A 12,424-nucleotide genomic window follows, 5' to 3' on the forward strand; every position below is an offset into this window, starting at 1 on the left:
CCGAGGTGAAGCCCATGGCTATCCAACCCGACGCCTTCTTCCAGCAGTTCGACGATTCGAAACTGGTGGCCGCCGACAAGGCGCACTACATGCACGGCTTCCATATGTTCGACGAACACCGCGAGCAGGGGTCGTTGAATATCGCTGCCGGCGACGGCGCCTACATCTATGACACCGCCGGCACCCGCTACCTGGATGCCGTAGGCGGCATGTGGTGCACCAACATCGGCCTGGGCCGCGAGGAAATGGCCGAGGCCATCGCCGACCAGGTGCGGCAACTGGCCTACTCCAACCCGTTCTGCGACATGGCCAATGTCAGCGCCATCGAGCTTTGCCAAAAGCTGGCAAGCCTGGCCCCAGGGGACCTGAATCACGTGTTCCTGACCACCGGCGGCTCCACCGCGGTGGACACCGCCTACCGCCTGGTGCAGTTCTATCAGAACAGTCGCGGCAAGCATGAGAAGAAGCACGTGATCTCGCGGCACAACGCGTACCACGGCTCCACCTTCCTGACCATGTCCATCGGTAACAAGGCCGCTGACCGAGCGCCTGAATTCGACTTCATGAGCGACCTGTTTCACCACATCTCCTGCCCCAACTACTACCGGGCGCCGGCCGGCATGAGCGAAGCGGACTTCCTCGAGTTCCTGGTAGCGGAATTCGAAGACAAGATCCTCACCCTGGGCCCGGACAAGGTGGCGGCGTTCTTCGCCGAACCCATCATGGGCTCCGGTGGGGTAATCATTCCTCCCGAGGGTTATCACCAGCGCATGTGGGAAATCTGCCAGCGCTACGACCTGCTGTATGTCGCCGACGAAGTGGTGACCTCCTTCGGCCGCCTAGGTGCTTTCTTCGCCTCCGAGGAAGTGTTCGGCATGCAGCCGGACATCATCACCACTGCCAAGGGCCTGACCTCGGGCTACCTGCCCCTGGGCGCGTGCATTTTCTCCGAGCGCATCTGGCAGGTCATCGGCGAGCCGGGCAAGGGTCGCTGCTTCACCCACGGTTTCACCTATAGCGGGCACCCGGTGAGTTGCGTCGCGGCGTTGAAGAACATCGAGATCATCGAGCGGGAAAACCTGCTGGCCCATGTCGAAGAGGTCGGCGTCTATATGGAGCAGCGCCTGCAGACCCTGGCCGAACTGCCCCTGGTGGGCAGCGTGCGCTGCAAGCGGCTGATGGCCTGCGTCGAATTCGTCGCCGACAAGCGCACCAAGGCGCTGCTGCCCGACGGGCTGAACATCGCCGAGCGCATCCATCTGCGGGCCCAGGCCAAAGGCTTGTTGGTGCGCCCCATCGGCCATCTCAATGTGATGTCGCCCCCCTTGATCATCACTCGCCAGCAGATCGACGAAATAGTCGCCACCTTGCGCGACTGCATCCTCGAAGCCGCCGCCGAACTGCGCCAGAACGGCCAGTACCTGGGCCAATGACCCCTAGCCGCTGGCAGCGCGAATATCGGCCCGGGGTCTTACCGGGCCTGCGCCCGACCGTTAGACTGCCGGGCATGAGCGCACCAGCAAACACTTCTACCGCCCCCCTCAGCCTCCCTGCCCTGCAGGCCTGGCACGCCTGCCTGGCCCAGGCCTTCGGCAGCGTGGACGATGGCACTTTCCTGCAGCACCTGGCGACGGCGCTGAACGCCCTGACGCCCATCGAATCGATGATGATCAGCCTGGAACGCAAGGGCCTGCCACCGCAATTGCTGCATGAACGGGGCATAGTCGGCGCCTACCGCGACGAGATCATCAACCGCTACTTTTCCCGCGGTTATCTGCTGGATCCGTTCTGCCTGGCGGTGGAAAACGGCCTGGCCGAAGGTTTCTATCACCTGTCGGAAATCGCCCCGGACGACTTCTTCAGCAGCGAGTACTACAAGACCTACTACCTCAAGACCGGGGGCGCGGAAGACAGTTACTACATCGTCGACCTCGATCCCCAGAGCAAGATTTCCCTGTGCATGTTCCAGGGCCTGAGCGGTGAGCGCTTCGCCAGCGAACCCCTGGCGCTGCTGCGGGCGGTGGAACCGCTGGTGCGCGAGCTGATCCGCCGTTTCGGCGGTAGCGGCCTGCAACCGCTGTTGCACCAGGCCAGTCAGGACGCGCTGCCCGCCCCGGCACCGGCCAACTTCAACCAGCAGATCGAAGCGGCGTTCATGAGCTTTGGCCAGCCACTGCTGACGGTTCGCGAGCGCGAAATTGCCCACCTGATCCTGCGGGGGCACTCGGTAAAATCCACGGCCAAGGTGCTGGAGATTTCCCCGGAAACCGTGCGCATGCACCGCAAGAACCTCTACACCAAGCTGACCATCAACTCCCAGGCCGAGCTGTTCGCGCTATTCATCGACTGGCTGACCCAGCCCGCACCCACCAGCCAAAGCCCCCTGTAGGAGCGAGCGTGCTCGCGCTGCACTCAAAAACGCCGCGGTCACTGAGTGAACGCGGCGTTTTCGTTGACGATCTTCGCGAGCAAGCTCGCTCCTACGGCCTTTCCATCAGCGGGCGGCCCAGGCGTTGAAACGCTGCTCCAGCTCCTCGCCATGATCGACCCAGAACCCCGCGTCCACTGCCCTGGCGCCCTTCAAATTGGCCTCGAAGGTCGGCAGTTGCCGCTGCACCGCCTCAGGTAGCAATGGCAGCGCCTGACGATGCACCGGCCCGTAGGGGATGTTTTCAGAGAACACTTTCTGCGCCTGGGGCTGGCTGGCGAACAGAATGAAGGCTTCGGCCAGGGCCTTGTTCGGCGAGCCCTTGACCACCGCCCAGTACTCCGGGTCGTACAGGCTCTGGGGCCAGAGGATACTCAGCTGCATGCCCTCCTTCTGGGCCATGGCAATGCGCCCGTTGTAGGCTGCGCTCATCACCACGTCACCGGCCACCAGCCACTGCGGCGGCTGAGCCCCGGCTTCCCACCACTGGATGTAGGGCTTGATCTGGTCGAGCTTGGCAAAAGCCCGGGTCACGCCCTCGGGGGTGTTGAGCACCTGATACAACTGGGCAGGCGCCACACCGTCGGCCAGCAAGGCAATTTCCAGGGTGTACTTGGCGCTCTTGCGCAAGCCGCGCTTGCCGGGGAAGTCCTTGAGGTTCCAGAAATCCGCCCAGGACTGCGGCGCCTTCGCCAGCTTCTGCGGGGCAAAGGCCATGACCATCGACCACACATAAGTGGCGACCCCGCATTCGGTCAACGTGCCGGGCACGTACTGCGCCGGGTCCCCGAAACGGGCCAGGTCCAAGGGTTCGAACAGGCCCTCGTCACAGCCACGCAGCAGCTCCGGGCTCTCCACTTCGACCACATCCCAGCTGGTCTTGCCGACATCGACCATGGCCTTGATCTTCGACAGCTCGCCATTGTATTCGCCGGCCACTACCCGGGCCGCCCCGCTCTGGTTGAATGGCTGGAAGTAGGCCTGCTCCTGAGCCTGTTTGGTGGCTCCGCCAAAGGAAATGACCGTGAGGTTCTGCGGCTGGGCGTAAGCCCCGGTGCACAGCAAGACCCACGACAACGCAACGCCGCAACGCAAGGTGTTGGACATGAAACCCATCCTCAAGAAAGCCGGCTCGCCCGCACGAACCCGCACAACAAGAGCCTGGAAGCGACCGTATGCAACGGGCGGTACAGCACCAGGCACTACGAGTCTTGGTCAGCGGCGCAAGGGCTCGCGCGGCGCAGGCCGCGTAGCCGGATCATCACCGTTGCGGGCTCTGCGGCCCTGATCGTTTGGTGTAGTGGCGACCCGTCCGGAGCAACCGGCCGTGGTCATGCGCGAATGGCAGTTCATCGCTTGCTCCCTGTTGTTTTTGTAGGAAGAACAAATCGATCGGCAGTGCATCGCAGGAGCGCCCGTGGCAGTCGGGCAGGCGGATGCAGGGGTTCATTGTTTCCATAACCCGGGGCGTTACGAAACGAGGTTTTTGTGAGGCACAGGCAAGGGAAAAGCTGCCTAGAGGACAGCCGGGGTAAAAAAGCCGCAATCGGGCCAGCCGGCATAACGCAAAACACCCCGCAGGCATATCACGCCTGCGGGGGTACCTTGGTCGATCAGGGCTTCAGTCCAGCAGCACCAGCAATCCCGAGATTACCCCGATGCCCAGCACCGCCGAGAGCAGCATGCTGCTGGACACCTCGGTTTCGTAGGTCTTGTAGCGCGAGGCCAGGATGAAGACGTTCACCGCCACCGGCAGCGCCCCCATGATCACCGCGATCTTGATCAGGAAGTCGCTGAGGTCGAACACATAACGGGCCGAAACGAACACCAGCACCGGCAGCAGCACCACCTTCAACAGCGCCAGGGCCAGGGAATCCCCCTGGATCAGGTTGTGGTTGCGGTGCACCGCGAAGGCCGCACCCAGGGCTACCAGGGCCAGCGGCCCGGTGGCGTTGGTCATCTGCGTGGCAAAGATCTGCAACGGGCCGGGCAACTGCCACTCCAGCAGGATGAACAATCCCGCAAGCGCCACCGCCAGGATCAGCGGGTTACTGACAATCGAGCGCAGAGTGGTGAGCAATACACGGGCCAGATCCGGCCGGGCCTGAACCTCCTGCTGGGCAGTGAGCTCCATGAGCAACGCCCCACCTGCCAGGATCACCAGGTTGTCGGCCATGGTAATCATCAGGGTCGGCAGCGCCGCTGCGTCACCGAAGGCCATGACCATCAGCGGCAGGCCCATGTACCCCACCACCCCCGAGATCGAGGACAGCCCCCGCAGGCCCGCCACCCTGGCGTTGCCGCCCCAGATCAGCCGGCCACCGACGACGGCGATGATGAAGGTCACCAGGCAGGCCAAGTAGTAGGCGCTCAGCAGGCTCCAGTCCAGCTCGCCGTGGTCTCGGGTGCCCAGGGTCTTGATGAAGATGAAGCACGGCAGGAACAGCCAGAACACCACCCCCACCAGGCCGTTCACCGTGTCCTTGGCGATCACCCCGATCCGCACTATCCAGTAGCCGGCGAAGATCATGGCAAACAGCGGTATCACCACCGTAAAGACCTTATCCATGGGCCGCACGCCTGCGGAAAATGCGCTGCTCGGCATACACCGCCAGCTGGCGAGGGGTGTAGGTGGACGCGCGATAGAAATCCATTACCCCGCCCATCACCTGCCGGTACTGGGACTCGATATGGGGTATGGACGCCTGCATCTCGTTTTTCAGGCTGTCCACTATGGCCCACAGCTCCTGGTCGGCAATAGCCCCTACATCCAGCCCGGCCGAAGAATAGTTCTCCAGAGCCTGCCGTAAAGTCTGCGGATGCAGGCCGACATAGTTGACGAAATAGCCCTTCTCATCATTGGTTTCGAGAAAGTCCGGAATATTCAGGACGCCGTAGTTGGAAAGCGTTTCAAACTTGCCACTCACCGCACGATAGATACTGGGCAATTGCAAAAACGCCTCTTCACACTGATGAGCGGCGCTGATCAGGCCCGGCAGATCAAGTTCCAGGGAGCCCAGTTTTATATTGTTGGCCTGGCACAACTTCACAACTTGTTCCAGTGGGGCAATACCGGAACGATTGCCAAAGCCGGCCAATGACCCTTCAACCATCTGGAAGCCCGAATGAATGGCCTGCATGGTATTGGCCAGCGCCAGCCCGTTGTCATTGTGAGCATGCAGGCAGAACACCAGTTGAGGGAAATCCTTCACCAGCCTGGAACACAGCCATTGGGTCACGTGAGGCTGCAATGAGCCCACGGAATCGTTAATCCTGATGATCTCCACTCCCAGGCCGGCAGCCCAGTCAATCTGCCGGCAGATTTCCTGGTAACTGCGGTTCGACACCCCATCACGGAAGTTGTTGAGCACACTGGCCTTGAACCTGACCGCGCCGATACTGCGAAAGGCCTCGATGGCCCGTTCGAACTCCCCGGTGCTCTGCCGATAGGTGATCATGCCGAAGCTGAACACGGTATCGGCGATCCACTGGCGATGGGCTTCCCGAGCCTTGAAATAGTCGAAAGCGGTTTCCCAGCAGTTGAGCAGAATAATGAAGGTGGCCCGGGTGTCGGCCGGCAGCTCACCGGTGTCCCGAGCCAAATGCAGACGGTCCCAGACCAGGGGTTCCTCAGGGCCGCAACCCACCACGAAATCCCTCAAGCCTGCCGCCACCATGGATTTGAGGATTGCGACCTTGGCCTCTACCGTGATCGGAAAGGCAGTACGTTCAATGCCTTCTCTAAGCGTTTCATCCACCAGATGCGGGACCGAGTAATCACAATAGCGAATTCCATTTTCAACCATCATTTTTATGCTCCTTGCTGATTGTTTTACTTGCCTGCTCATTGAGTTGAGACATCAAATTAAAACCCAACAACCAACACACGATATAGCAACAAACAAAAACTCGACCTAAGACAATTCTTAAAAGACAAAACAACAAACAATCACAAACAAACTACAAAAACATTAAAAACCATTGACTGGATATTAACGACAAAACAACTTCACAAATTAAACAAGCAACTAACTCAGTGGCAGGCAACACACTAGAAAACTTCAGTATTCCACTCGCTGCCCGTCAACATCCGGCCACTGGCCTGCGAGCCCGCCCTAGAGCGCCTGCCGGTTCAGCGCCAGGTGAGGCTAGAATCAGTTCCTTTCTCCCCCGCGACCCGACGAGATCCGTTCATGAGCTTCGATTTCGATACCCTGCACCCCCGTCATGGCACCGGCAGCACCAAATGGAGCCGCTACCCCGAGGATGTCCTGCCGATGTGGGTGGCGGACATGGATTTCGCCGTGGCCGATGGCATCCTTCAGGCCCTGCGCCAGCGCCTGGAGCACCCGCTGCTGGGCTATAGCGTGGCCCGGGACGAATTGCGCGAGGCGGTGGTCGCCGACCTGTGGGACAAATACGCCTGGCGCGTCAGGCCCGACGAGCTGATTTTCCTCCCCGGGGTCGAGCCCGGGTTCAACATGGCCCTGCACGCCTTCGTCCAGCCGCAGCAGAAGGTGGTGCTGCAAACCCCCAACTATCGCCCCCTGCGCCTGGCCCCGGGCAACTGGGGCCTGGACAAGGTCGAAGTGCCGTTCCAGCTCACCGTCGACGGCACCTACGACACCCCCATGGACGCCCTGCGCCAGGCCTTGCAAGGCGCCGGCGCGATGCTCCTGAGCAACCCGCACAACCCCCTGGGCAAGGTCTTCCCCCGGGACGAACTGCTGGCGGTGGCCACTGCCTGCCTGGACCAGGGCGCGTTGATCATTTCCGACGAGATCCATGCCGAGTTGTGCTTCGACGGCCGCCGGCACATCCCCACCGCCTCCCTGAGCCCGGAAATCGCCCGGCGCACCATCACCCTGATGTCGGCCAGCAAGGCCTACAACATCGCCGGGATGAAGACCTGCTTCGCCATCATCCAGGACCCTGCCACCCGCCTGGCCTTCAACAATGCCCGCGCCGGCATGGTAGACAGCGTCAGCCCCCTGGGCCTGGAAGCCACCCTGGCCGCCCTGACCCACGGCGGCCCCTGGCTCCAGGCCCTGCTGGGCTACCTGCAGGCCAACCGCGACTACCTGCTGCACGCGGTGCAGACCCGCCTGCCCGGCATCCGCATGCACGCGCCCCAGGGCACCTACCTGGCCTGGCTCGACTGCAGCGCCCTGGGCCTCGACGACCCCCACGCCTTCTTCCTCGAGCAAGCCAAGGTCGGCCTCAGCGCCGGCCTGGAATTCGGAGACGACTGCGGGCAGTTCGTGCGCCTGAATTTCGGCTGCCCGCGGGCCTTGCTGGAAGACGGCATCCAGCGCCTGCAGGACAGCCTGCAACGGCGCTGATTCTGCAACCCCACTTCGTCCCCGACACCGCAGCCGCCAGATCCCCCCTGGCGCTGCGGCCCGCCCCCCAGCCTCGCCCCGCAACTGCCCACCGGCCCTTCGGCGCGCCGCGCCTTGACGCGCGAACAATGGATCCATAAATCCCCTTCACTGGATCCAAAACCCCTATAGCAGCCGATTATCGAACACTAAATCAGCATATTTGTTTGACACCCCCAGAGCGCCAACCATTTAATGGATCCATTAAATAAAAACAACAAACGCCTGGAGAGACGTCATGTACCCCAAGAATGCCTGGTACGTTGCCTGCACCCCCGATGAATTGCAGGGCAAGCCCCTGGGCCGGCAGATCTGCGGCGAACACATGGTGTTCTACCGCGCCCATGAAGGTCGGGTAGCCGCCGTCGAGGATTTCTGCCCCCATCGCGGCGCGCCGCTGTCCCTGGGCTATGTCGAGAACGGCAACCTGGTATGCGGCTATCACGGCCTGGTGATGGGCTGCGACGGCAAGACCGTGGAAATGCCCGGCCAGCGGGTGCGCGGCTTCCCCTGCAACAAGACCTTCGCCGCGGTGGAGCGCTACGGTTTCATCTGGGTCTGGCCCGGCGACCAGGCCCTGGCCGACCCGGCGCTGATCCATCACCTGGAATGGGCCGACAACGATCAATGGGCCTATGGCGGCGGGTTGTTCCACATCCAGTGCGACTACCGGCTGATGATCGACAACCTGATGGACCTGACCCACGAAACCTACGTGCATGCCTCCAGCATCGGCCAGAAGGAAATCGACGAGGCGCCACCGCAGACCACGGTAGACGGCGATCAGGTGGTCACCGCCCGGCACATGCACAACGTCATGCCGCCGCCCTTCTGGCGCATGGCCCTGCGCGGCAACCAGCTGGCCGACGACGTGCCGGTGGACCGCTGGCAGATCTGCCGCTTCAGCCCGCCCAGCCATGTGCTGATCGAAGTCGGCGTGGCCCATGCCGGCCACGGTGGCTACGACGCCCCTGCGCAGTACAAGGCGTCGAGCATCGTGGTGGATTTCATCACCCCAGAAAGTGACACCTCGATCTGGTACTTCTGGGGCATGGCGCGCAACTTCAACCCCCAGGACCAGGCGCTCACCGAGAGCATCCGCGAAGGCCAGGGCAAGATCTTCAGCGAGGACCTGGAGATGCTTGAGCGCCAGCAGCAGAACCTTCTCGCCCAGCCCCAGCGCAACCTGCTCAAGCTCAATATCGACGCCGGCGGCGTGCAGTCGCGCCGGGTCCTGGAGCGGCTGATCGCCCAGGAGCGCGAGCCCCGGGAACCCTTGATCGCCACAAGCCGTTAACCCCCCGAACCCGACAGGCTGGCGGCCCGGATGCGGCCACTGGCGAGGACCGATGATGATCGACGTACTGGTGGCCGCGCGCCACGACGAAGCCCTGGACATCTGCAGCTTCGAACTGGCCGCGGCCGACGCAAGCCCCCTGCCCGCCTTCAGCGCCGGCGCCCATATCGACGTGCATCTGGCCAACGGCCTGGTGCGCCAATACTCCCTGTGCAACCACCCCGCAGAGCGCCACCGCTACCTGATCGGCGTGCTCAAGGACCCTGCCTCCCGCGGCGGCTCCAGCAGCCTGCACCAGCAACTGGAGGTAGGCACGCGCCTGCGCATCAGCGAGCCACGCAACCTCTTTGCCCTGGAGCACGCAGCACGGCGCAGCCTGCTGTTCGCCGGCGGCATCGGCATTACCCCGCTCCTCAGCATGGCCGAACAGCTGGCCCACAGCGGCGCGGATTTCCAGCTGCACTACTGCGCTCGTTCGGCCCAGCGCGCGGCCTTCGTCCAGCGCTTGCAGGCCTCGCCCTTTGCCGAGCGGGTGAGCCTGCATTTCGACGAACAACCGGACACCGCCCTGGATATCGCCCAGGCCCTGGCCGGGCCCCGGGACGACGTGCACCTGTATGTCTGCGGCCCCGGTGGCTTCATGCAACACGTGCTGGACAACGCCCGGGCCCAGGGCTGGAAGGAGCAATGCCTGCACCGCGAATATTTCAGCGCTGCGCCCATCGACCACAGCGCCGACGCCAGCTTCGCGGTGAAGCTGGCCAGCAGCGGCCAGGTGTTCCAGGTACCGGCCGATCGCAGCGTGGTCCAGGTGCTGCAGGACCAGGGCATCGAAGTGCCGATTTCCTGCGAGCAAGGGATCTGCGGCACCTGCCTGATCCGGGTGCTGGAAGGGGTACCGGAGCACCGCGACCTGTTCCTCACCGAGGACGAGCAGGCGCGCAACGATCAGTTCACGCCCTGCTGTTCCCGGGCCAGGAGCCCGCTGCTGGTGCTGGATCTGTAGAGCCTCACTGCGGGCGCAGGATCAGCCTCATGCGCTCGTCGGCCACGGCCGAGCCGAAGATCTCGGCATAGCGCAAGGTGGCGTTGGCATGCTCGCGCATCAGGGCCTCGGCCCGCGCGCCCTGGCCATTGACCAGGGCATCGAATATCGAGTGATGCTGCATGTGGGCATAGTTGAAGCGCCGGTATTCCCGGGCCATGTCCTGGCGGTCTACTGCCAGGGCGGTGACCGAGGCGAAAGGCAGGTGGTCGTTGCGCGCCAGGGCATCAGCGATCGCCGGGTTGCCGCTGCCCGCCACGATCACCTGGTGAAAACGCATGTTGAGGTCGTGATAGAGCTCCAGGTCCTCTTCGTTGACATAGCCCTTGTCGAACAGCGCATCGCCCTCGACCAGGCAGCGTTCGAGAATCGCCCGGCCCTCGGCCGACAGCCCGCGCTCGGCGGTCTGGCGCGCCGCCAGGCCTTCCAGCACCCCGCGCACCTCCACCGCCCCGGCGATGTCTTCGGCGCTCACCGAACGCACCTGAAACCCGCGACCGCCGAACCGCACCAGCAGGCCTTCCTGCTCCAGGGTGCGAAAGGCCATGCGCACCGGCATGCGTGACACCCCGAACAGCTCGGCGGTGGGCACCTCCATCAAGCGCTCGCCTGCCGCCAACTCGCCCGAGGCGATCATCTTGCGCAGCGCGACCAGCACCGTTTGACCGGGTTTGCTCATCCGGGCAGCTTCCTGAAAACGTGGGCGGCCATAGTAACGCAAGCCCCCCCGCAACACGCACCCCGAGATTGCCGTAGCCATACGAAGCAGCACGAAACAGCGGCTACCTTGTAGCCGCTGCCGAGCCTCGGCGAGGCTGCGCAAAGGTCCGCAGGACCTTGCCTGGCGATCTGCCGCCGGACCTCCAGCGCCCGTGGAATCGCTGCGTCTGCTGCGTCGGAATGCCGCCCAAGCCGTTCGCAGCCTGCGGCAGCGGCTACAGGGTTTTCAGAGCGACAGCGGGTAGCTGACAATCAGCCGGGTCTGGTCGAAGTCGCTGTTGAAACTGCGTCGGTTGGTGGCGTTGTTCAGCCGCAGGCTGAGGTTCTTCAAGGTGCCGCTCTGCAGGGTGTAGCCGATCTCGGTATCGCGCTCCCACTCATGGCCGTCATTGCCCACCTTGGTGGTGGCGCTGTCGCCACGACCGTAGCGCACCATGGCCAGCAGCCCGGGAATCCCCGAGGCGGCGAAGTCATAGTCATAACGCACCTGCCACGAACGCTCGCCGGCGTTGCTGAAGTTGCCGTTGAACATGTCGTTGCCCAGGGTCCGGCCGCTGCTGCCGTAGACCGACATCCAGGGGCTGTCGCCGCTGACTTTCTGCAACCCCAGGTACAGCGTGTGCCCGGCCCGGGAGGCGGAGAACAGACCATAGGCGGTGTGGCTGTCGACCCGGCCGATACGCGCGCTGCCATCGTCGCGGTCGATGAAGTAGCCCAGGTTCGCCCCCAGGGTCCAGTCCCCCAGCGGTTGCTTGTGCAGCAGGTTGAAGTAGCTCTGGCGGTAGATGTCCTCCAGCTGCGAATGCCAGACCCCGAGCAAGGTGCGCTGCTGGTTGAAGCGGTATTCGGCACCGGCGTAGTTGAAGCCGTCGGACTTGACCCCGGGCGCGGCCCAGGCCGAAAGGTCCTGCATGTCCGAGGAGTTGCGCAGGCTGACGGCACGGTACTGCCCGGCCTGCAGCCCCAGGCCGCTGATCTCTCGGGAGACCAGCATGGCCCCGCGGAAGGTTTGCGGCAGCAGGCGGCCGTCGTCATAACGCAGCAGTGGAATGTCCGGCAGCAGCTCGCCGACCTTGAACTCGGTGGCGGAAATCCGCGCCTTGAGGGCCGCTCCGGCGCGACCGAAATTGTCCGCGGCGCGCCCGTCGTCGTGCACCGGCAGCAACTCCGAACCGCTGGCCTGGCGACTGCTGTCGAGCTTGAGGCCGAACAGGCCGATGGCGTCCAGGCCAAAGCCCACGGTGCCCGGGGTGTAGCCGGAGCTGAACTTGAGGATAAAGCCCTGGGCCCACTCCTCGACCTGGCCCTTGGGCGCGTCATGGTCACGAAAATCCCGGTTGAAGTAGTAGTTGCGCAGCAGCAGGTCGGTCTTGCTCCCCTCGAAAAAACCGCTGTCGTCGGCGGCCCAGGCGGGCACGCACAGGCCCACGGACAAGCAAGCCCCCACCAGGGAACGGCACTGCATCGGATGACGGGTGTTCATTATTATTGTTCTCCGCTTTTCATAGGCGCAGCCGTGCCCGACAGGCCGACAAGGGCCCGCGCGCTCACGG

At 63.4% G+C, this 12,424-nt stretch carries 10 protein-coding genes; 5 read left to right on the top strand and 5 right to left on the bottom strand.

The annotated features are described in order from the left end of the window. Positions 1-14 precede the first annotated feature (14 nt). Positions 15-1,433, top strand: coding sequence for an aminotransferase (locus PFLCHA0_RS17440; RefSeq protein ID WP_015635932.1), 1,419 nt, complete (start codon positions 15-17; stop codon positions 1,431-1,433). Positions 1,434-1,507: 74 nt separating this feature from the next. Further along, positions 1,508-2,389: a helix-turn-helix transcriptional regulator gene (locus tag PFLCHA0_RS17445; protein ID WP_041752312.1), complete on the top strand. Its 882-nt coding sequence runs from the start codon at positions 1,508-1,510 to the stop codon at positions 2,387-2,389. Between the two features lie 105 nt (positions 2,390-2,494). Here PFLCHA0_RS17445 and PFLCHA0_RS17450 read toward each other — a convergent pair whose 3' ends face one another. From PFLCHA0_RS17450 to PFLCHA0_RS17460, 3 genes are all read right to left on the bottom strand, one after another. Beyond that, positions 2,495-3,535 (bottom strand): ABC transporter substrate-binding protein, encoded by a 1,041-nt coding sequence (locus PFLCHA0_RS17450; RefSeq protein WP_011061749.1) that lies wholly within the window; start codon positions 3,533-3,535, stop codon positions 2,495-2,497. 514 nt (positions 3,536-4,049) lie between these two features. Beyond that, positions 4,050-4,997: an AEC family transporter gene (locus tag PFLCHA0_RS17455; protein WP_077934337.1), complete on the bottom strand. Its 948-nt coding sequence runs from the start codon at positions 4,995-4,997 to the stop codon at positions 4,050-4,052. After that, positions 4,990-6,237: a beta/alpha barrel domain-containing protein gene (locus PFLCHA0_RS17460; RefSeq protein WP_015635936.1), complete on the bottom strand. Its 1,248-nt coding sequence runs from the start codon at positions 6,235-6,237 to the stop codon at positions 4,990-4,992. Before PFLCHA0_RS17460 ends, PFLCHA0_RS17455 begins: the two co-directional genes overlap by 8 nt. Positions 6,238-6,621: 384 nt before the next feature. On the opposite strand from PFLCHA0_RS17460, the gene PFLCHA0_RS17465 reads away from it, so the two are divergent. From PFLCHA0_RS17465 to PFLCHA0_RS17475, 3 genes are all read left to right on the top strand, one after another. Further along, positions 6,622-7,770 carry a MalY/PatB family protein gene (locus PFLCHA0_RS17465; RefSeq protein WP_011061750.1) on the top strand — a complete coding sequence of 383 codons (1,149 nt, stop codon included), beginning with the start codon at positions 6,622-6,624 and terminating at the stop codon, positions 7,768-7,770. A 277-nt stretch (positions 7,771-8,047) separates the two neighbouring features. Beyond that, positions 8,048-9,106: an aromatic ring-hydroxylating oxygenase subunit alpha gene (locus PFLCHA0_RS17470; RefSeq protein ID WP_015635937.1), complete on the top strand. Its 1,059-nt coding sequence runs from the start codon at positions 8,048-8,050 to the stop codon at positions 9,104-9,106. A 55-nt stretch (positions 9,107-9,161) separates the two neighbouring features. After that, on the top strand, positions 9,162-10,112 hold the full coding sequence (locus PFLCHA0_RS17475) for a PDR/VanB family oxidoreductase (protein WP_015635938.1): 951 nt from the start codon (positions 9,162-9,164) through the stop codon (positions 10,110-10,112). A gap of 4 nt (positions 10,113-10,116) precedes the next feature. On the opposite strand, the gene PFLCHA0_RS17480 is transcribed toward PFLCHA0_RS17475, so the two are convergent. Next, positions 10,117-10,830 (bottom strand): GntR family transcriptional regulator, encoded by a 714-nt coding sequence (locus PFLCHA0_RS17480; RefSeq protein WP_011061753.1) that lies wholly within the window; start codon positions 10,828-10,830, stop codon positions 10,117-10,119. A 267-nt stretch (positions 10,831-11,097) separates the two neighbouring features. Next, positions 11,098-12,336 (bottom strand): OprD family porin, encoded by a 1,239-nt coding sequence (locus PFLCHA0_RS17485; protein WP_373365326.1) that lies wholly within the window; start codon positions 12,334-12,336, stop codon positions 11,098-11,100. Positions 12,337-12,424: the final 88 nt, after the last annotated feature.

This window comes from Pseudomonas protegens CHA0 (assembly GCF_000397205.1).
Lineage (GTDB): Bacteria > Pseudomonadota > Gammaproteobacteria > Pseudomonadales > Pseudomonadaceae > Aquipseudomonas > Aquipseudomonas protegens.

Bases quoted from the DNA above. Each gene is read 5' to 3' on its own strand.
- PFLCHA0_RS17465 (WP_011061750.1), top strand. From the start codon at position 6,622: ATGAGCTTCGATTTCGATACCCTGCACCCCCGTCATGGCACCGGCAGC.
- PFLCHA0_RS17440 (WP_015635932.1), top strand. From the start codon at position 15: ATGGCTATCCAACCCGACGCCTTCTTCCAGCAGTTCGACGATTCGAAA.
- PFLCHA0_RS17470 (WP_015635937.1), top strand. From the start codon at position 8,048: ATGTACCCCAAGAATGCCTGGTACGTTGCCTGCACCCCCGATGAATTG.
- PFLCHA0_RS17480 (WP_011061753.1), bottom strand. From the start codon at position 10,830: ATGAGCAAACCCGGTCAAACGGTGCTGGTCGCGCTGCGCAAGATGATC.
- PFLCHA0_RS17475 (WP_015635938.1), top strand. From the start codon at position 9,162: ATGATCGACGTACTGGTGGCCGCGCGCCACGACGAAGCCCTGGACATC.
- PFLCHA0_RS17485 (WP_373365326.1), bottom strand. From the start codon at position 12,336: ATGCAGTGCCGTTCCCTGGTGGGGGCTTGCTTGTCCGTGGGCCTGTGC.
- PFLCHA0_RS17445 (WP_041752312.1), top strand. From the start codon at position 1,508: ATGAGCGCACCAGCAAACACTTCTACCGCCCCCCTCAGCCTCCCTGCC.
- PFLCHA0_RS17450 (WP_011061749.1), bottom strand. From the start codon at position 3,535: ATGTCCAACACCTTGCGTTGCGGCGTTGCGTTGTCGTGGGTCTTGCTG.
- PFLCHA0_RS17455 (WP_077934337.1), bottom strand. From the start codon at position 4,997: ATGGATAAGGTCTTTACGGTGGTGATACCGCTGTTTGCCATGATCTTC.
- PFLCHA0_RS17460 (WP_015635936.1), bottom strand. From the start codon at position 6,237: ATGATGGTTGAAAATGGAATTCGCTATTGTGATTACTCGGTCCCGCAT.